At 41.3% G+C, this 20,425-nt stretch carries 18 protein-coding genes; 10 read left to right on the top strand and 8 right to left on the bottom strand.

Annotated elements, in window-relative coordinates; translation table 11 throughout:
- Positions 1-108: 108 nt before the first annotated feature.
- On the bottom strand, positions 109-633 hold the full coding sequence (locus tag ACRAD_RS11485; protein WP_005027608.1) for a type IV pilin protein: 525 nt from the start codon (positions 631-633) through the stop codon (positions 109-111).
- A gap of 382 nt (positions 634-1,015) precedes the next feature.
- Between ACRAD_RS11485 and omp38 the strand changes: the two genes are divergently transcribed.
- The gene (gene omp38, locus ACRAD_RS11480) at positions 1,016-2,062 is read left to right on the top strand and encodes an outer membrane protein Omp38 (RefSeq protein ID WP_005018785.1); all 1,047 of its coding nucleotides are present in this window, start codon (positions 1,016-1,018) and stop codon (positions 2,060-2,062) included.
- Positions 2,063-2,463: 401 nt separating this feature from the next.
- Here omp38 and ACRAD_RS11475 read toward each other — a convergent pair whose 3' ends face one another.
- The 3 genes from ACRAD_RS11475 to ACRAD_RS11465 are packed head-to-tail and all read right to left on the bottom strand — an operon-like array spanning position 2,464 to position 6,356.
- Positions 2,464-3,891, bottom strand: coding sequence for an amino acid permease (locus ACRAD_RS11475; protein WP_005027606.1), 1,428 nt, complete (start codon positions 3,889-3,891; stop codon positions 2,464-2,466).
- An 18-nt stretch (positions 3,892-3,909) separates the two neighbouring features.
- On the bottom strand, positions 3,910-4,926 hold the full coding sequence (locus tag ACRAD_RS11470; protein WP_005027604.1) for a class I SAM-dependent methyltransferase: 1,017 nt from the start codon (positions 4,924-4,926) through the stop codon (positions 3,910-3,912).
- A 59-nt stretch (positions 4,927-4,985) separates the two neighbouring features.
- On the bottom strand, positions 4,986-6,356 hold the full coding sequence (locus ACRAD_RS11465) for a uracil-xanthine permease family protein (RefSeq protein ID WP_005027602.1): 1,371 nt from the start codon (positions 6,354-6,356) through the stop codon (positions 4,986-4,988).
- Between the two features lie 174 nt (positions 6,357-6,530).
- Here ACRAD_RS11465 and typA point away from each other — a divergent pair, with 174 nt between their 5' ends.
- Together typA and mscL are read left to right on the top strand one after the other, a co-directional pair.
- Complete coding sequence (gene typA, locus ACRAD_RS11460; RefSeq protein ID WP_005018791.1) at positions 6,531-8,366, top strand: translational GTPase TypA; 1,836 nt, start codon at positions 6,531-6,533, stop codon at positions 8,364-8,366.
- A gap of 175 nt (positions 8,367-8,541) precedes the next feature.
- Positions 8,542-8,988, top strand: a complete 447-nt coding sequence (gene mscL, locus ACRAD_RS11455; protein ID WP_005027600.1) for a large conductance mechanosensitive channel protein MscL — start codon at positions 8,542-8,544, stop codon at positions 8,986-8,988.
- Positions 8,989-9,082: 94 nt separating this feature from the next.
- On the opposite strand, the gene ACRAD_RS11450 is transcribed toward mscL, so the two are convergent.
- Positions 9,083-9,367 carry a peptidylprolyl isomerase gene (locus ACRAD_RS11450; RefSeq protein WP_005018793.1) on the bottom strand — a complete coding sequence of 95 codons (285 nt, stop codon included), beginning with the start codon at positions 9,365-9,367 and terminating at the stop codon, positions 9,083-9,085.
- 26 nt (positions 9,368-9,393) lie between these two features.
- Positions 9,394-10,212: a bifunctional DNA-formamidopyrimidine glycosylase/DNA-(apurinic or apyrimidinic site) lyase gene (mutM, locus tag ACRAD_RS11445; RefSeq protein WP_005027597.1), complete on the bottom strand. Its 819-nt coding sequence runs from the start codon at positions 10,210-10,212 to the stop codon at positions 9,394-9,396.
- A gap of 87 nt (positions 10,213-10,299) precedes the next feature.
- Between mutM and ACRAD_RS11440 the strand changes: the two genes are divergently transcribed.
- Both ACRAD_RS11440 and ACRAD_RS11435 read left to right on the top strand, forming a co-directional pair.
- Complete coding sequence (locus ACRAD_RS11440; protein ID WP_005018795.1) at positions 10,300-10,866, top strand: DNA-3-methyladenine glycosylase; 567 nt, start codon at positions 10,300-10,302, stop codon at positions 10,864-10,866.
- 167 nt (positions 10,867-11,033) lie between these two features.
- Positions 11,034-12,155: an NADH:flavin oxidoreductase/NADH oxidase gene (locus ACRAD_RS11435; protein WP_005027595.1), complete on the top strand. Its 1,122-nt coding sequence runs from the start codon at positions 11,034-11,036 to the stop codon at positions 12,153-12,155.
- A 44-nt stretch (positions 12,156-12,199) separates the two neighbouring features.
- Here the strand turns inward: ACRAD_RS11435 and ACRAD_RS11430 are convergent, their stop codons facing one another.
- Both ACRAD_RS11430 and ygfZ read right to left on the bottom strand, forming a co-directional pair.
- The gene (locus ACRAD_RS11430; protein WP_005018797.1) at positions 12,200-12,988 is read right to left on the bottom strand and encodes a tetratricopeptide repeat protein; all 789 of its coding nucleotides are present in this window, start codon (positions 12,986-12,988) and stop codon (positions 12,200-12,202) included.
- A 428-nt stretch (positions 12,989-13,416) separates the two neighbouring features.
- The gene (gene ygfZ, locus ACRAD_RS11425) at positions 13,417-14,136 is read right to left on the bottom strand and encodes a CAF17-like 4Fe-4S cluster assembly/insertion protein YgfZ (protein ID WP_005027592.1); all 720 of its coding nucleotides are present in this window, start codon (positions 14,134-14,136) and stop codon (positions 13,417-13,419) included.
- Positions 14,137-14,396: 260 nt separating this feature from the next.
- Between ygfZ and acnD the strand changes: the two genes are divergently transcribed.
- From acnD to ACRAD_RS11400, 5 genes are all read left to right on the top strand, one after another.
- A complete protein-coding gene (acnD, locus tag ACRAD_RS11420) occupies positions 14,397-17,003 on the top strand; it encodes a Fe/S-dependent 2-methylisocitrate dehydratase AcnD (RefSeq protein WP_005027590.1) in 2,607 nt (868 codons plus the stop codon).
- 140 nt (positions 17,004-17,143) lie between these two features.
- Positions 17,144-18,103, top strand: coding sequence for a hypothetical protein (locus ACRAD_RS11415; protein WP_005018801.1), 960 nt, complete (start codon positions 17,144-17,146; stop codon positions 18,101-18,103).
- A 73-nt stretch (positions 18,104-18,176) separates the two neighbouring features.
- Positions 18,177-18,359 carry a zinc ribbon-containing protein gene (locus ACRAD_RS11410; protein ID WP_227499300.1) on the top strand — a complete coding sequence of 61 codons (183 nt, stop codon included), beginning with the start codon at positions 18,177-18,179 and terminating at the stop codon, positions 18,357-18,359.
- Between the two features lie 140 nt (positions 18,360-18,499).
- Positions 18,500-19,183, top strand: coding sequence for a hypothetical protein (locus ACRAD_RS11405; protein WP_005027583.1), 684 nt, complete (start codon positions 18,500-18,502; stop codon positions 19,181-19,183).
- Positions 19,184-19,222: 39 nt separating this feature from the next.
- Positions 19,223-19,930: a DUF1003 domain-containing protein gene (locus ACRAD_RS11400; RefSeq protein WP_005027581.1), complete on the top strand. Its 708-nt coding sequence runs from the start codon at positions 19,223-19,225 to the stop codon at positions 19,928-19,930.
- Positions 19,931-20,425: the final 495 nt, after the last annotated feature.

Here is a 20,425-nt window from a genome sequence, read left to right as displayed (position 1 = left end):
TTCTAATCTCCACTATTTCATTATAAAAATAACTGATCTTGAGCAGTATATTTAGAAAAAATTAATGAATAAAGAATAAACACTAGTGAACATTAGACTGAACAGTTCTTAGCAAGTACTTGCTAACGATTCTACTCGTAAGTGGCCCATAGGACTAAGTACTAAACGTTTATTTAGGCTGGCAGATGAGCTGGCACAATAGAAAAAACTACCATTCGAACCACGCGGTAGCCCGGTATCTGCTTTAAAAAACAAACGCGGTTTATTAAGAGCCCCTCGCCAATCTAGTCGACCATACTCAAGATCAAGCATTACTGTAGACAGTATTTTTTCATTAGAATTAAGCTCCTTATCATTATTGGTATCTATAAAGATGAGTAAACCTTTATTCCATTGCTCATCTTCACACTGCTCTAGGTTCTGGCTTGAACAGATAACTATCTGATTACGATAAGTTAATGCATAATTTTTAGCTTGAATAATCTGCATGTTTAATAAGTGTGGAAGTGATTTGGCTTCCTGCTGTGCTCGGTACTCTTGGTAAGCAGGAATAGCAAAAGAAGCTAAAATTGCCACAATCGCTATACAAACTACGAGTTCCAGTAAAGAAACTCCATTGTTATTTTTCTTCATGGTTAAAAAATTACCTGTTTATTATAGTTTTTTGTTTTTTTAACAGTAAATTAGTGTGTAGTTATTGCATTCAAAACCAGAACAAATGATCATTAGCTTAGCTTTTGAATACTGTTAAAATAAACAGAAGCGAAAAAGATAAGCTATTCATTAGAATAAATTGAGTGAAAATTTACCGAATTACAACGGAAATTGTAAGTAATTTTGTCAATAATTTACTTGATTAAAATTATCAAGCACTTGGAAAAAAAACAAAGTGTTTGTATGATTCAAAGTGAGTAGCTTAAAAATAATACTGGGGTATATATAAGCTTATCTCAGGAGCCAAAAAGTTAATTTTAGGCTGAGCTTGAACAACAATGTTATCTCTGGAGGATAATCCATGAAATTGAGTCGTATTGCACTTGCTATGCTTGTTGCTGCTCCTCTTGCTGCTGCAAATGCTGGCGTAACTATTACCCCATTAATGCTTGGTTACACAATGTTTGATACCCAGCACAACAATGGCGGTAACGATGGCGACCTGACTGATAGCGTAGAACTTGATGATGACCTGTTTGTTGGTGCAGCACTTGGTGTTGAACTTACTCCATGGTTAGGTTTTGAAGCTGAATATAGCCAGATCAAAGGTGATACCAGCGTTGCAGGCAATGAATATAAAGGCGAAAATATCGCTGGTAACTTCTATGTTACTTCTGACCTGTTCACTAAAAACTATGACAGTAAAATCAAGCCTTATGCATTGTTAGGTGCTGGTCACTATAAATATGAGTTTGACACTGATGCTGGTCGTGCTGGTCGTGGCTTAGATGAAGAAGGTACTCTAGGTAACGCAGGTCTTGGTGCATTCTGGCGTATTAATGATGCCCTGTCTCTACGTACAGAAGCACGTGGTACTTACCATTTTGACGAGCAGTTCTGGAACTATACAGCTTTAGCTGGTCTGAACGTTGTTTTAGGTGGTCACCTGAAACCTGCTGCTCCTGTGGTAGAAGTTGTTCCTGTTGAGCCAACACCAATTGTTGAGCCACAACCACAAGAACTGACTGAAGATCTGAATATGGAACTTCGTGTGTTCTTTGATACTAACAAATCAAATATCAAAGATCAGTACAAGCCAGAAATCGCTAAAGTTGCTGAGAAGTTAGTAGAATATCCAAATGCTACTGCTCGCATCGATGGTCACACTGATAACACTGGTCCACGTGCTCTGAACGAACGTCTGTCACTGGCTCGTGCTAACTCTGTGAAATCTTCACTGGTGAACGAGTACAATATTGATCCATCTCGCTTGACTGCTCAAGGTTTTGCCTGGGATCAACCAATTGCTGACAACAGCACTAAAGAAGGTCGTGCTATGAACCGTCGTGTATTCGCGACAATTACTGGTAGCCGTACTGTTGTTGCTCAACCAGGTCAAGCTCAATAATCTGAGTTTAACTAAAAAAAGCAGTTCTTCGGAACTGCTTTTTTTTATACTAATTTTATTCTAATAAGCCATCTTTCAGTATCTATCTTTACTTTTAATTACTCACTGTTTATCTCTGGTCAGTTCAAAATTTTTACCTTAATTTTTATTCTTAACTTATAGGCTACTTATTTATCTGAATTTTTTAAGAAGAGCAGGCGCGATATAGTAGAATAATTTTTATTTCCTAATTTAGAAGGCAATAATTGCTTTTCATAGTTACATCTTATGTCATATGAAAATAACCAAGAGCGCTACAAGTATAAAGAAATATAGAAATAAAAATACCCAGCACAATCATATATAGAGTGAGCTGGGTATATTCATATTTAGAAAGAGGGTTAAGTTCTTGAAGGTAGGGACTAGTCAAGGTTTCCCGGTTTAACATCCATTTCTTTGTAAGAAACTAACTTGGTTTTATGTTTAAGCTTATAACCAAACCAGATGACTAAAAACAAGGGAATACTGATATAGGTTGATAGCAGTCCAATCCAATCAATTTTTCCTCCTGTCACAGCTTCATAATTTTGCCCAAGAATAATAATGGAACATAAAATAAATGCGAACCATGGAGCGAAAGGAAAGAATTTTGCTCGATAAGCCAGGTCTTCAAGCTTGTAGCCTTGCGCGATATAACCTTTACGGAAACGATAATGTGAGATCGCAATACCCAACCAGACAATGAAACCGCACATGCCCGACATATTCAGTAACCAGTTAAAGACTTCCTGCTCACCGACAAATGTCGTCAAGAAGCACAGCGCGGCAATCGCAGTGGTGGCGTATAATGCGTTCATTGGAACGCCACGTAAATCCAGCTTAGAAAATATTTTTGGCGCCCGGCCTTCACGTGCCATATCAAATAACATACGAATGGCAGTCAAAATTACAGCATTCATCAGGCTGGCAGCAAAGGCAAAGCCGGCCTGTTCATAAAGTAAAGTAAAGGGTGAAAGTGCTATATCTTCACTGGCAGCTGCTTGTAGCAATCTTGGATCATCATAGCTCACTAACGTGCCAATGATAAAAATACATACGATATAAAACAGCAGGATACGCCAGAAAATCTGTTTAATAGCAAGCGGAATAGTGCGTTTTGGATCTTTGGATTCCCCTGCAGCTACTCCGACCATCTCAGTGCCCTGAAATGAAAAACCAGCAATCATGGCTACACCGATCATTGCCTGTAAGCCACCAACGAATGGTGCTTCGCCTTTGGTCCAGTTGCTAAAAGTAATCATTCCCGGCGTTAACATGATTTTTATAATCATGGCGATACCAATAATGATAAAGGCAATAATGGCTACTACTTTGACCATGGAAAACCAGAATTCGCTTTCTCCAAATCCTTTAACGGTCAGTGCATTGATGCCGAAAATGATGGCCAGAAAGATTGCACTCCAGTAAAAACCAGGAATATCTGGAAACCAGAATTTCATAATGAACTGAACTGCCACCAGTTCAAATGCGACAGTAATAGCCCAGTTGTACCAGTAGTTCCAGCCCAAGGCAAAACCAAACCCATCTTCTACATATTTGCTGCCATAGGTAAAAAAAGCACCAGAGGTTGGATTATGGGTGGCCAGTTCACCAAGGCTGGTCATCAGAAAATAGATCATGATACCGATTAGGCCATAAGCCAGCAGCGCACCACCAGGACCGGCATTGGCAATAGTTGATCCTGACGCAAGGAACAGTCCTGTGCCAATAGAACCACCGATCGCAATCATATTTAAGTGGCGAGCTCCCAGCTTGCGCTTGAGTTTCGCGGGCTGATTTATTTCGCTCATCGAGATTCCTTTATTACATTAACGCGCACAGGCATACAAAACTTTAAAGCCTTGTTGATCAGCCTTAAGAGTGCATTGACCAAAACGCTGTTCAATCAAATGGGGATAATTTAAAAAACGGTTTGCAACAATCCATAGCTCGCCACCATTCTTTAAATGCTGAGGCGCAGTCTTACAGAGTTCTTCGCTGGCCTCATAATGGGTATGAATACCCTGATGAAAAGGCGGATTACTGACAATTGCATCAAGCTCAAAAGGTGCATCTGCAATACTGCTCACAGGTTGCAGACGCAATTGGGATGCTGGAACCTGATTACGCTGAAAAGTAAGTTCTGTTGAACGTAAAGCAAAAGCATCGACATCAAGGGCATATACAGTATTTGCCGGATTGGATTTTGCCAAATAGCAGGCAATAACACCAGCCCCGCATCCAAAGTCGGCAAGTGTACCTGATTTTACTTGGTCCAGATAAGGAATTAATACAGCGGTGCCAACGTCCAGATGACTCTGGCTAAAAACGCCCGGAAGGGCACAAATCTCGATTTGCTGGTCTTTTAACTGGACAGTATAGGTTTTTAACCAGCTCTCAAGCGGTTTTTGCTGTTCTATATGTTCCAGTTTTACTTGCCAGAACTGGCAATGACGTGCACTGTCGAGCTTGACCGGATGCCCAAAAGTATGTAACTGCTTGGCTGCACGTTCAACACCTCCTTTTTTCTCTCCGACCAAAAATACAGACTGACCGATTTCTAAATGGCTGACAACATTATGTAGTACATAGTTAAGTAGTTCCTTGGACTTAGGAACAAATATGACCACCTGATTAAACTGTTGTAGCGGAAAATCTACACCAAAATGTGCTTTAAAACCTGCTGCCTGAAATCCCTGATAATCACTAAAATTCCAGGTCCAGATAGAAGCATCTATCCGCGGTCCCAACTGGTTCATGAGCTGATCATTGGGTGCATGAATAAAAAGCACCTGCCCAGAGAGCTGGTCAATCTGCCGCAGCACAACTTCACTTCTTGGATCCATGGCATTTCTCATCAAAAACAATGCCCAGGCTGGGCTGGGCAATATCACTATAACAAGTATTATTTCTTGGTTTCAGGTAATACGATATTGAGAATTAATGCTGCAATACCACCTGTCGCTACACCAGAACTAAAAATATTTTTAAATAATTCAGGCAAATGTTCTAGAATTTGAGGCACCTGCGCCACACCTAAGCCCAGTGCCAGAGAAATTGCAATAATCAGCAGGGCACGACGGTCAAGCTGAATACCTGACAGGATATTTACCCCGGATGCAGCAACTGCACCGAACATCACCATCACTGCACCACCGAGTACCGCTTGTGGTACTGCTTGAATAATCCCGGCAACGGCAGGGAACAGACCCAGGATAATCAGCATAATTGCAATCCACAAACCTACATAACGGCTAGCCACACCAGTCAGCTGAATGACACCATTATTTTGTGCAAAGACTGAACTCGGGAAAGTATTAAATAAACCTGCCAGCAAAGAGTTGGCACCATTTACCAGAACGCCACCTTTAATACGTTGCATCCAGCTATCGCCATCTACTGGCTGATTTGACAGTTTACTGGTTGCAGTAATATCACCAATTGCTTCTAATGAAGTGACCAGATAGATGAAAGCCATCGGAATAAATAAACTCCATGAGAAGCTTAAGCCAAAGTGCATTGGTGTCGGTATCTGGATTAAAGGTGCCTCTTCAAGCGTAGAGAAATCTAAATAACCCATAAATCCGGCCAGAATATAACCGGCAACTAAAGCAATTAAAATGGCGGAGCTTTTGATCCAGACTGCTCGCATACGGTTTAGCAAAATAATAATTGCCAGGACAGTACAAGACATAATCAGGTTATCGGCACTGGCAAAAGTTTTACTTTCCATTGCCTGATAGCCACCACCCATAGAGATCAGGCCTTCTTTAATTAAGGTTAACCCGATGAGCAGTACAACAATACCAGTTACTAAAGGCGTAATCAGTTTTTTTACCCAAGGTAAAATACGGGACACCCCCATTTCAATGAATGAGCCTGCAATCACTACACCGAAAATAGCAGCCATAACCGCTTCTACCGGCGTGCCTGACGCTACCATGGCTGAGCCAATCCCAATGATAGGGCCAATAAAATTAAAACTGGTGCCCTGTACAATCAGTAGTCCAGCACCAAATGGTCCGACTTTCTTACACTGCAAGAATGTCGCAATACCTGAAATGACCAGAGACATTGATAAAATCATGTTGGTATCTTCACGAGACACCCCCAGCGCCAGACAGATCAGCAGGCCTGGAGTAACAATAGGTACAATGATGGCGAGCAAATGCTGTAATGCAGCCAGAAATGCAATTAATGGACGAGGCCTGTCATTAAGGCCGTAGACTAGATCTAGACGCTCATTTTGATCAGATGAAGTGTTTAAGTCAGACATGAGACAAACAGGGGAGTGGCAAGGTGGCGCTATTCTAATCGAGTTGTTACACTTTAAAAACCTTAAAGTACACCGCTTGTCAAAATATATTGTAGTTGTCAATCAACTGTCACTACTAATGCGTAGCATTTTTTTGTATAATTTGCCCTCAAAATTGTAGGCGTATCGAATTTCATGTCAGATATCAAAACTCTCCGCAACATCGCAATTATTGCGCACGTTGACCACGGGAAAACCACTCTTGTCGATAAACTTCTTCAACAATCAGGTGCACTCGGTGATCGTGCCGGCGAGATTGAGCGTGTCATGGACTCGAATGCGCTTGAATCAGAGCGTGGTATTACTATTCTCGCTAAAAATACAGCGATTACATGGTTAGATAAGCGTACTGATACCACTTACCGTATCAACATCGTAGATACTCCGGGACACGCAGACTTTGGTGGTGAAGTTGAACGTGTTATGTCGATGGTAGACTGTGTACTTCTTCTGGTTGACTCTCAAGAAGGCCCAATGCCACAAACCCGTTTTGTAACACAAAAAGCGTTTGCACGTGGTCTGAAACCAATCGTCATTATTAACAAAGTAGACAAGCCAAGTGCCCGTCCAGACTGGGTTATCGACCAGGTATTTGACTTGTTCGACAACTTGGGTGCAACTGATGAACAGTTAGACTTCCCGATTGTATATGCCTCAGGCTTACGCGGTGTTGCTGGTCCTTCACCAGAAGAACTGGCTGAAGACATGACACCACTGTTTGAAACTATTGTTGACATCGTTGAACCACCAGCAGTTGATGTTGATGGCCCATTCCAAATGCAGATTTCATCACTTGACTATAACAGTTTTGTTGGTGTAATCGGTGTTGGCCGTATTCAGCGCGGTTCAGTTAAAACCAATACACCAGTAACTGTGATTGATAAAGAAGGCAAGACCCGTAATGGTCGTATTCTGAAAATCATGGGTTACCATGGCCTCGAGCGTATCGATGTTGATTCTGCAAATGCAGGTGACATTGTATGTATTACCGGTATTGATGCACTAAACATCTCTGACACTATTTGTGATCCGAAAAATGTTGAAGCATTACCGCCACTGTCTGTAGATGAACCAACCGTATCTATGACTTTCCAGGTAAATAACTCACCATTTGCCGGCCGTGAAGGCAAGTTCGTGACTTCACGTAATATCCGTGAACGTCTGGACCGCGAATTGATCCATAACGTTGCTTTGCGTGTTGAAGATACAGACAGCCCGGACCGTTTCAAAGTTTCAGGCCGTGGCGAACTTCATCTGTCTGTACTGATTGAAAACATGCGTCGTGAAGGCTTCGAGATGGGTGTATCCCGTCCTCAAGTGATCATGAAAGAAGTTGACGGTCAAATGCAGGAACCGTATGAAAATGTGACCTTTGATGTTGAAGAACAGCATCAGGGTTCAATCATGGAACAGATGGGTAACCGTAAGGGCGAGCTGACCAATATGGAAGTTGACGGTAAAGGCCGTATCCGTATTGAGGCAACTGTACCTTCACGTGGTCTGATCGGCTTCCGTTCTGAATTCCTGACCATCACTTCTGGTACAGGTATCATGACTTCTAGCTTCTCGCACTATGGCCCAGCCAAAGCAGGTGCTGTAGCTAAACGTCAAAACGGTGTGCTGATCTCTATGGTAAATGGTACCTGCCTGGCATTTGCTTTGTTCTCGCTGCAAGACCGTGGCCGTCTTTTTGCTGAACCACAGCTTGAAGTTTATGAAGGTATGATTGTTGGTATGAACTCACGTTCAGACGACATGGTGGTCAACCCGACTAAAGCAAAACAGTTAACTAACATGCGCGCATCTGGTACAGATGAAGCATTAACACTGACTCCAGCTATTAAATTTACGCTGGAACAGGCGCTTGAATTTATTGAAGATGATGAACTGGTTGAAGTTACACCTAAATCAATCCGTATTCGTAAAAAATTCCTGACAGAAAACGAACGTAAACGTGCTTCACGCAGTTAATTCTCGTTTAAGTTGAAAAAACCGCCAGTAATCTGGCGGTTTTTTTATATAAATAACAAAAAGAAATTGGAATCTTTAAAGAAATCGCTAAATTATCCTAAAGGTTAATGCCCTTTAAATAGGATTAAGAATGTGAAAAAGATTAGGGCATGGGTAAATTGAGTCTGGAGATAAAATGAGTATTATTCAAGAATTTAAAGAATTTGCTATTAAAGGCAATATGATTGATCTTGCAATTGGTGTCATTATTGGTGGGGCGTTTAATAAAATTATTGACTCTCTGGTTAAAGATATTTTTATGCCCCTGATTTCTTTTATTCTAGGTGGAGAAGTTGATTACTCTAACTGGTTTCTGGTGCTAGGCGATAATCCAAATAATGTTAGTAATCTTGCAGCGGCTAAGGAAGCAGGTCTGAATGTCTTTGCCTATGGCAATTTTCTTACCATCTTAATTAATTTTCTGTTACTGGCTTGGGTTGTCTTTTTAATGGTTAAAATGATTAACCGTTTACGCCGTAAACACGAGGAAGCGCCACCTAAAGAAGAGGCAGCACCTACACCAGAAGATATCCAGTTACTGCGCGAAATCCGTGATGAGCTTAAAAATCGCTCGGCACCTTAAAATATAAATGGAAAAACGGCACAACAAATGCCGTTTTTTATTTTGACCGAACGCATCACTTTAAGTCTTAAAAAAATAAAGCTGAATAAAACCGCTAGAAATTCATACGGAACTTGATTTCCAGCAAGTGGAAGCCAAACTGGCTTTTTACCGGACCATGGATTACACGTTCAGCACCACTAAAAACCAGTTTATCGATTACCGGCACCAGTTGACCTTTTTTGACTTCACCCAATTCACCTCCGCGTCTAGCTGAGTTACAGGTCGAGTATTGCTGTGCAAGTTTATTAAAGTCTGCACCACTCTGGAGCTTCTTTTTCAACTGTTCAGCCAGTGTTTTTTCTTTAACCAAAATATGACGGACGATTGCTGTTTTCATATAGTTTCTCCTACAGCTGAACCGGTTTATTTTACTGTTCGTAGCGGCTGGCATTCAGGGCAAAAAACACTTGCACGCTGTCCTAAACGGATATTCTGCAAAGGCGTTTCACAATTAATGCACATTTCACCTTCACGGCCATATGCCAGCAGAGTCTGTTGAAAATAGCCATTTTCTCCTGCGGCATTACTGTAATCACGCAAGGTCGAACCCCCCAGTTCAATTGCAAATTTTAAAATCCTTTTAATTTCAATCACCAACTGATCAATTTTTTCATAGCTTAAGCTTGAAGCAGGTTGAGCTGGATGGATTCTGGTATTGAAGAGACTCTCGGTTGCATAAATATTGCCGACACCGACCACTACATGATTATCCATGAGTGCAACTTTTATGCCGACCTGCTTGTTTTTGAGTTTATTTACCAGGTATTCAGTATTAAATGTCTCAGATAGTGGCTCTGGTCCTAATGGATCAATTAATTTATGTTGTGTTTCATGGTTCAGCCATAAAATACAGCCAAAACGACGCGGATCATGATAACGCAGCTGTATATTTTCGAAACTAATAATTAAATGATCATGTTTACGTAATTCGGTCGCAGGCTCACACAAGCGAAACGAACCTGACATGCCTAAGTGCCATAACATGGTATCGTGTTCAAACTGCGCAAGAATATATTTAGAGCGGCGATTTAACCTGATGAGCTTCTGGCCTTGTAGCTTTTGAATATCTTGAGGAATGGCCCAGCGAAGCCGCGGCTCACGGACCTCAACAGACATAACTTTTTGCTGTAATAAGGGTTCAAGGCTCTTTTTGGTGGTTTCAACTTCGGGTAATTCAGGCATTGATCGACTCATTCTTATGCAATAGCAATAATATCGGGTTGCATGAATAATTTACAAGCTGGCATTGATATGAAAAGGAGGGAACACATGGCAGAGATTCTACCTTTAACCTGGTTTCAGCGCGATACTTCAGACGTTGCGCATGATCTGGTTGGGTGTAGGTTATGTGTGCGCCAAGATAGTGGAGAAATCAGGCGCTGTATCATTACAGAAACAGAAGCTTATCTGGGCTGTCAGGATAAAGCCTGTCATACCTATAATAACCGTAAAACACCACGTACCGAAGTTATGTACCAAGCAGGTGGAACTATTTATGTATACCTGATCTATGGTATGTATGAAATGCTTAATATTATTACCCAGACTGAAGGTGTGCCAGAAGGTGTGATGTTGCGGGCCGGCTATTTTGAGGATGCCGAGACACGGCAGGAATTCAAGTTAATGGCTGGTCCAGGGAAACTGACCCGGCATATGGGAATTAATCGTACTTTTAAAGGACAGAAAGTCGGACTGGAAAGTGGGCTATGGATAGAACAGAAAACTCAGCAGCCTGAAATTGTACAGACACCGCGTATTGGGATCGACTATGCTGAAGAGGCCAAAGACTGGCTGGAGCGTTACTGCTGGAAAGCACATCCGAGTTTGAGCCGTTAAGGTTTGGTTCATATTAACTCCTGTACAGAGTATGTTGTATTAAAGGCTGTCTTACTCATGATTTTGTATGGTTTTTTTAGGCTGGACTATAAAAATAAAGCTGGTTCAGTGTAGGCTAGTGAGCGTCTAGGCACTCTGCCCACTTAATAATAAAACCGGAGAAATATATGGCCAAGCTGTTTGAGAAAATTAATTTTGGTAGCTTTGAACTTGCCAATCGCATTATTATTGCACCTATGTGCCAATATTCAGCCACTGATCAGGGTGAGGTGACTTACTGGCATGAACAGCAGTGGGCCAATTATGCTCTGTCTGGTGCCGGTTTATGCATTGTAGAGGCAACGGCGGTACAGGCTGAAGGTCGAATCAGCTATGCTGATCTGGGCTTATGGAATGATCAGCAACGCGATCAGATGTGGGCTTTGCTTAGTAAAGTCCGCCAGATATCTCCCATGCCTTTTGCGATTCAGTTAGCTCATGCCGGGCGTAAGGCATCAACCGATAAGCCATGGCTAGGCAAAGGCCAGATTGCACCAGATCATGAACATGGCTGGAATACGGTGGCACCCAGTGAATTAAGTTTTGCCGCAGCTGACCTGAAACCACATGTCTTAACACTTGATCAGATTCATCAGGTACAGGCAGATTTTGCGGCAGCTGCGCGTCGTGCAGTCGAAGCAGGTTTTGACCTGATTGAACTCCATGCAGCCCATGGATATCTGTTGCATCAGTTTTTATCGCCCTTATCCAATCAGCGTACAGATGAATATGGCGGCTCACTTGAAAACCGTATGCGGATGGTACTGGAAGTATTTCAGGCGATCCGTGATGCAGTACCAGCAGGCTTCCCGGTCGGGGTGCGTCTTTCGGCTACTGACTGGATGGATGAGCAGGGAGGCTGGAATGTAGAATGTAGTGCCGGCCTATCAAAAGCCCTACAGATGCTGGGAGCGGTTTACATCCATGTTTCATCAGGCGGACTGCATGAAATGCAGCGTATTGAAGTCGGGCCAAATTATCAGGTGCCTTTCGCAGAGAAAATTAAACAGGGTGTAAGCATTCCTGTTATCGCAGTCGGACTGATTACCGAGCCCGAACAGGCCGAAGAAATCCTCCAAAAAGGTCAGGCAGATGCAATTGGTTTAGCCCGTGCTATGCTATATGACCCACGCTGGCCTTGGCATGCAGCTGCAAAACTTGGTGAAAATATTTCGATCGCACCGCAGTATCTACGGAGTCAACCGCATGGTTTAAAAGAGTTGTTCCATCCTTTTAAAGCAGAAAAATAAATTATAAAAAACCCCGTCATCTGGCGGGGTTTTATATTCAATCTTTAGCTTTTCTTGGCTTTATTCTGATCAGTCATCATTTTATTAACGGTATCCAGTGATTCTTTAGCGCGTGGAACATTCTGCTGGGCCAGTGCACTAAAAATTTTCTGTGCCTCAGGCAGATTCTGCTGCACAATGGTTCCATTGGCAAGCATATTACCCACTGCCATCAAGGCTGGTATATAACCTTTTTTGGCCAGATTCTGAATACTTTGGAGCCCCTGATTAACCTTGGTTTCCTGCTTGTTCTTGATCCCCGTACTAATGTCATAAAGTGCCTTGGTATGAATTGCCGGCATACTGTTTTTCTTGATAAGCGGATCAAGTCGCTTTAATGCCTGTTGGTCAGATGCTGGCTTATTTTCTGAAAATAGCGCCACTGCAAGCTGGACAGTTGCATCATCAAAGCCCGCATTTGAGGCTTTTTCCAGATACTCTCTGGCTTTCTTCTCATCTTTAGGCAGGCCCAGTCCACCAGTCACGTAGTTATTGGCAAGTACATAATCGGCCACTACATAGCCTTTCTCTGAGGCCTGCTGGTAGTATTTTAAGGCCTGCTGCTCATTTTTAGTTACGCCTTTTCCCACCTGGGTCAGGTAACCCAGATTATACAACGCTTGCGGATTACCTTCTTGAGCCAGCTTTTGCAACTGTTGATAAGCGGTGGTGTAATCATTTGCTTTAATTAGCTGTTCAATTTGTTCAAAAGCCGGATTTTTATCACTACTTGGTGCAGCCATGCTAAACGTGCTGGTGACTGCAATCAGGCTGGCGAGCAGAATTTTTTTCATTTTTTTCCTCTTCTTTCTACACATAATTCCATTTATGTGGAATAACTGTGATTCATTCAACATAAATCATAAGCTGAATTATATGAATGTAAATATGGAACACCAAAAATCTTGCAAGATTAATCAGGCTACAGCTATGACTATGCCGGTCTTTCTTTAAATTCTGATTAAAAAATAAAAGAATGTATTAGGTAATAATTTTTAATGAAAGCTCTAAAACTATTGAAATAGTTTTTATATCTTAACCTGCTTCAGAGATAAAAAATATTTATAGTTGTTTGATTTTTATATTAAAAATTTGGTTAAACCTGGTTTTTTCCAGAACAATAGGGTTGAAAGAATGAGTTTTAAAAAATATAGACTGATTGATAAAAAACCTCCAGATTTACTGGAGGTCATATTTACTACCCATAATTTCAAACACAGCTTTATTTTGGCCGTGCCACATCGCCTCTAAGCGATTCTGGCAATTCCAATAAGGTTAATCCAAGCGTATCAAGTGCTACCGGTTTAGCGACTACTAATGCCTTATAGCCATTTTCAACAGCGATACTATTAACCACTTCTACATCATCATGCAGTAGAGTCGCCGGAGCAGGGGCAGTACCTGAACCTTGTACCAAATGTAGCCAGTGCTTCGGTTTTGCCTTGAACCATAGCCGAGCGACGATTTCCTGACCCAGATAACACCCCTTGTCATAATGCACACCACCACGCTGATGCAGGCGTAGTTCCTGAGGCTGGAATTCATGCTCAGTCAAGCTGGTGATCCAGGCTTGGCCCTGTTCAATTGCCTGCAATTGCCAGGCATTTAAATCCGTATCTTCACTACTAAATCTGGTGAGAGCATTATCCATGCTTGGAGAAACGGCACCACTCTCTTCAAATGCCATTTTAGAGAATGCACCATATTTGCGGATATGCTTGGCAAATTCTTCAGACTGGTCCTGAGTCACCACAATACTGAAATTTTCAGCATCTTGCCGACTTAACCATAAGCCAAAATGAATACGGCCTTTTAAGTCACAAATAGCAGTATAACGGTAGTTACTGTCCAGTCGCTCTACATCTGCCGTGACTTGGCCCTGCAAGAATTTTTGTGCATCGACACCTTTTAAGCTAAAACAGAGAAAAGCCAAACTAGTCATGTTATCAGTCTCAATCTTGCAATTTAATACTAAAGAATGAGTTGTATTTTCCCTGATTTTTAATAAAAAAGCAGCTTTTTGCTAGAAAAGCCCATTTAAAGGTAACCAAATATTTCAAAAACCGGTATTTTTATATATAGGTATTTGAAATATATAAGATTTGGGAAATGGGTTTTGAACAGCGTACAATGCCAATGCACGGAAAGTGAAATCAACACAAAAAGATGAAATAAAGCAAAAAGATGCAGAGGCAAGTACGTATGAATAACCAATACCGCAAAACGTTGCCAGATACCCAGCTTGAATACTTTGATGTGCGTCAAGCCGTCGAAGATATTCAGCCAGGCGCTTATGACCAGCTTCCCTATACTTCCAAAGTACTTGCTGAACAACTGGTGCGCCGCTGTGAACCAGAAATATTAACCGAATCTTTACAGCAACTGATTGAGCGCCGCCAGACTCGTGACTTTCCATGGTATCCGGCACGTGTGGTTTGTCATGACATTTTAGGCCAGACTGCCTTGGTTGATCTGGCAGGCCTGCGTGATGCAATTGCTGAACAGGGCGGTGATCCGGCCAAAGTTAATCCGGTGGTACCGACCCAGCTGATTGTTGATCATTCGCTGGCTGTAGAATATGGCGGTTTTGACCCGGATGCTTTTGAAAAAAATCGCGCTATTGAAGACCGCCGTAATGAAGACCGGTTTCATTTTATTAACTGGACTAAAACTGCATTTAAAAACGTTGATGTCATTCCTGCCGGAAACGGCATTATGCACCAGATTAATCTTGAAAAAATGTCACCAGTGGTTCAGGTCAGAGATGGTGTTGCATTTCCAGATACCTGCGTCGGAACAGATTCGCATACCCCCCATACCGATGCGCTGGGCGTAATTTCGATTGGGGTGGGTGGCTTGGAAGCTGAAAACGTGATGCTTGGCCGTGCCTCATGGATGCGTCTGCCGGATATCATTGGTGTAGAACTGGTTGGACAGCGTCAGCCTGGCATTACTGCGACTGATATTGTGCTGGCTTTAACTGAATTTCTGCGTAAGGAGCGTGTAGTAGGTGCCTATCTGGAGTTTTTTGGAGAAGGTGCTGATAGCATGTCAGTCGGTGACCGTGCCACGATTTCCAATATGACGCCGGAATATGGCGCCACTGCAGCAATGTTCTATATTGACCAGAATACTATCGACTATCTGCGCCTCACAGGTCGTGAACCGGAGCAGGTACAACTGGTTGAGCAGTATGCCAGACAGATCGGGCTCTGGGCCGAGCAGATGAAAGAAGCAGTTTATCCAAAAGTATTACGTTTTGATCTGTCTCAGGTAACCCGTAACATCGCCGGGCCGTCTAATCCGCATGCGCGGGTTTCTACCAGTGACTTAAAAGCAAAAGGAATTGCCGGGGTAGTTGAACAGCGTGATGACGGTTTAATGCCGGATGGGGCGGTTATTATTGCTGCCATTACTTCATGCACCAACACGTCGAACCCGCGAAATACAGTAGCTGCCGGTTTGCTGGCACGTAAAGCCAATGAATTGGGTCTAACCCGTAAGCCTTGGGTGAAATCTTCATTTGCCCCCGGCTCAAAGGCGGCAGCATTATATCTTGAAGAAGCAGGGGTGCTTGAAGATCTGGAAAAACTCGGTTTTGGTATCGTAGCTTATGCCTGTACCACCTGTAACGGTATGTCAGGCGCGTTAGATCCAGCAATCCAGCAGGAAATTATTGACCGTGACCTGTATGCCACAGCTGTACTTTCTGGTAACCGTAATTTCGATGGCCGGATTCACCCTTATGCTAAACAGGCATTTCTGGCTTCACCGCCATTAGTCATTGCCTATGCAATTGCTGGGACTATCCGCTTTGATATTGAAAATGATGTGCTGGGTCATGATCAGGCAGGAAACCTGATTTATCTGAAAGATATCTGGCCTTCTGATGAGGAAATTGATGAACTGGTGGCACGTAGTGTAAAACCGGAGCAGTTTCAGCAGGTTTATATCCCTATGTTCAATCTGGACCGATCCGAGCAGGCAATAAGCCCGCTATATAACTGGCGGCCGCAAAGTACCTATATTCGCCGTCCACCATATTGGGAAGGAGCGTTGGCTGCACCGCGTACCCTTGCAAATATGCGTCCTTTAGCAATCCTTGGCGATAACATCACTACCGATCATTTATCTCCATCAAATGCGATTGTACGTGATTCGGCAGCGGGTGAATACCTGGCAAAAATGGGTGTGCCCGAGGAAGACTTTAACTCTTACGCGACGCATCGTGGGGATCACCTGACTGCACAGCGTGCCACCCTGGCGAATCCGAAACTGTATAACGAAATGGTGGTACGTTCTGACGGTACCATTAAGCAGGGTTCAAAAGCGCGTGTGGAGCCTGAAGGTGAGGTGATGCGCATGTGGGAGGCGATTGAAACCTACATGAACCGCAAGCAGCCGCTGATCATTATTGCGGGTAAGGATTATGGCCAGGGTTCAAGTCGTGACTGGGCTGCCAAAGGTGTACGTCTGGCGGGAGTTGAAGCAATTGTGGCTGAAGGTTTTGAGCGTATTCACCGGACCAATCTGGTTGGTATGGGCGTGTTGCCGCTTGAATTTAAGCCGGGTACAGATCGTAAAACATTAAAACTGGATGGTACTGAGCTGTATAGTGTGATTGGGAATATTGCACCACGTTCGACTTTGATGCTTGTGATTGAACGTGCCACAGATGATGGTAAAGAACAGACGATTGAAGTGCCTGTGACCTGCCGTCTGGATACCGAAGAAGAAGTACATGTGTATGAAGCGGGTGGGGTGTTACAGCGCTTTGCACAGGATTTTTTGGAAGGGAATGTGGCTTAATTTAAAATCCTCCCCAACCCTCCTTTGAAAAAGGAGGGAGTTCCCCTCTTTTTAAAGAGGGGTTAGGGGAGATTTTATTTTATTGAAATTGGTTAAATAATAATCTAAATTGTCGTTAAATAATTTAAAAACTAAGTTTTATAAAATTCAAGGATCGAAATTTACGCGCACTAGCTGAATGTATTATTGGTGATAAAAACTATTTTAAATACAAGAGTAGTATGTTTATTACTGAATTTTTTGAGGAATGTGATTTACCATTTAAGCATGATGGTTCTACTCGATGGTATTGGACAGCTGAACGATTGAATGAGCTATTACAAGAACCATGCCTGCAAAACTGCTTACCTGAAAAATTTATAAATGTTTTAAGGGTATTAATGCATAAATCTGAGGCTACAGAAGATGATCCATATAGGATTAATGCATTGATTGAACTTAATAAGCCTTTAAGTCGAGAAGGTTATGAAGCTTATTATGGAGAAGATAATAATCTTTATATTAAAAATATAATTACGAATCAAACAATAAAACCTAATGAAAATCCAAATAGAGTATTTTCAGAAGCAGAAATAAAAAAAAGAGAGCACCTAGCAGATTACTTAAATAAATGTTCCGAAGACCAGCTTATTGAAAATATTTTACTCCCCTTATTTAGAACTATAGGATTCCAACGGATCACTGTTGCAGGTCATAAGGATAAAGCTTTGGAGTACGGTAAAGACATATGGATGAAATATACTTTACCTACGCAACATATAATTTATTTTGGAATACAAGTTAAAAAAGGGAAGCTAGATTCATCTGGAGTTTCTAAATCAGGTAACCATAATATTGCTGAAATTTATAACCAAACCACAATGATGTTAGGACATGAGATCTTTGATCCTGAGACTAATAAAAGAGTCTTGGTTGATCATGCTTATATAATTGCTGGTGGCGAAATTACTAAAGCAGCAAGAAATTGGTTAGGTAACAAATTAGACGCTAATCGTAGAAGTCAGATCATTTTTATGGACAGAGATGATATTTTAAATCTGTTCACAGTAAATAGTATTGAAGTGCCTAAATTAGAGTCTAATTTTGCGAATACATTTTAGAAATACTACTTCGCCCATCTGCCATCATCATTTACAAAAATGGACAATAGACATTCATCACAACAGGGTTATACTGCTTAGACCATTTTCTAAACACTCATGGAGAACAAAGATGGTAACAGCTGGCTCAAAACCGGGAACAGGTTTCTATTTTTGTGTTCAATGCGGACATCGCGTTTACTTAGAAATTGGTACAGACCGTTTACCCCCGTGTACCAAATGCTACGGCACCCAATATAACGATAAGGTGGCTTAAGCAATAAATAAAACAGATACCCCTGTTTTTTAGAAAAGCCCTATTACTCTATAGGGCTTTTTGCTTTTTAAACACTCCTCTATTTTACAGACAGTCGAGTTCATACTGTAAAAAGCTATTACCTTGGAAGTATCATTCTGATGATTCCTTATATTTTTATATTCTTCATGGTTGTTACGTTTCCAACATTAATATGGGCTGAAAATAAAAGTCCTGAAGAAATCCGGCTGAAAGAAGACAGTAGTCGCTACAAATCTTATATTCCGAGAAGTTATAGACTTACTGAAGTTATAACAGGAGATTTGAATAAAGACCGGAAAACAGATGTGGTGCTGATAGTTAAGGCAACTGATCCTGCAAAATGGGTAAATGATGAGTATCAGGGAAAGCTAGACCGAAATCGTCGTGGCATAATTGTGCTTGTAAATGAAAATGGTCAATATAAAAAGATCATACAGAATCTGTCATGCTTCTCGTCGGAGTATGAAGATGGGGGCGTATATTATGCGCCGGAATTACTATTATCTGTCGAACAAGGGTTGCTGAATGTGCATTATGCCCATGGCCGTTATGGTTACTGGCGCTACCGCTTTCAACTAAAAGAATATGATCTGCAATTGGTGGGCTATGACAATTCAGATAATTTCGGTCCTTATATTAATAGTCAAACCAGTATTAACTACTTAACTCAGCGGAAATTAGTAAGAGAAAATATAAATAAGAACCGGGATGACGATACACCAAAATTTAAAGAAACTTGGTATAAGATGAATCAGGCATCTGTGTATTTATCTAAAATTAAAGATTTTGATCGTTTAAATTAATTAAAATAAGCAGACTGAACTATAAAAAAGGATATAAGGATGAATGATAAAAACGAATTACATAAATGTCTGGTTTGTAAAAGAAATTTTAATGAAAAGAGTCTGATTCCTTTAGATACGGTACGGCAAGATATTACACAGGAAATAGCAAAAGATTTTCCAGCATGGTCTGTTCATGATTATATTTGTCAGGTTGATTTAACCCATTATCGTATGCAGTACGTGCAAGGGTTATTAAAGTCTGAACAGGGGGAAGTTTCTAGTCTTCAGTATGAAGTTATTCAAAGCTTGCAAGAACATGAGCTTATTACAAAAGACACAGAATCAGAATTTGACCAGAACTGGACACTGGGTGAACGGATGGCCGATAAAATAGCAACTTTTGGTGGTAGCTGGGCATTTCTGATCTGTTTTACACTTTTTCTGGCAGGCTGGATATTAGTCAATACCGTTATAATGATAAACCGTCCGGCAGATCCTTATCCATTTATCTTGCTAAACCTGATTTTATCATGTCTGGCTGCAGTGCAGGCGCCTATTATTATGATGAGTCAGAACCGGCAGGAAGCCAAAGACCGGTTACGTTCGCAAAATGATTATCAGGTCAACCTGAAAGCAGAGCTTGAAATCCGGCATTTACATGAAAAGCTTGATCATCTGCTGATGCACCAGTGGGACCGGTTAGCTAAAATTCAGGAAATTCAGCTAGATCTATTAACTGAGCTCAACAAACGAAACTTAAAGTAATAAAATAAAATTATTTAATGACGAGATAAATATAGAGTTAGAAGTTTTCTGATTTTAAAAGAAAATAATTCTGTAAAAATAAACTTTACTGCAATAAAAATATTAAAAAATGAGAGATAAAAGAAAAAATCCTTAAAACTTTACTTTTAGTAGAAAATTTTTCTAAAAAATATAAAAATTAACTGAACTTCGAAAATTAATTCCGTCCAGCATTAGTTAAAGTAGATCTCAAGGTGTAGTAGGGATCGAAAAGAGTAGCATGCTGTGAGCGGCGCAAAACGCGAGTGCAGTACTTACCCAAAAGGTCTCGATTCGGCTTAGGACGCTATAAACCAGAAGTTTATAGGCTATAAGATCATCACTTACAAAGTTATGATAGTTGAAGTAAACCGTAAAGTTTTCCCTGACACCTGAAATATTCTGTTATTACAATAAATCTTTAGATAGTAGAACTATCAAAATAATACTTTCAAAAATATAAAGCTGCCCTTTCAG

The organism is Acinetobacter radioresistens DSM 6976 = NBRC 102413 = CIP 103788 (assembly GCF_006757745.1).
Lineage (GTDB): Bacteria > Pseudomonadota > Gammaproteobacteria > Pseudomonadales > Moraxellaceae > Acinetobacter > Acinetobacter radioresistens.
The sequence above is the reverse complement of the archived record's forward strand: the minus strand, read 5'-3'. Positions and strand labels throughout refer to the sequence as shown.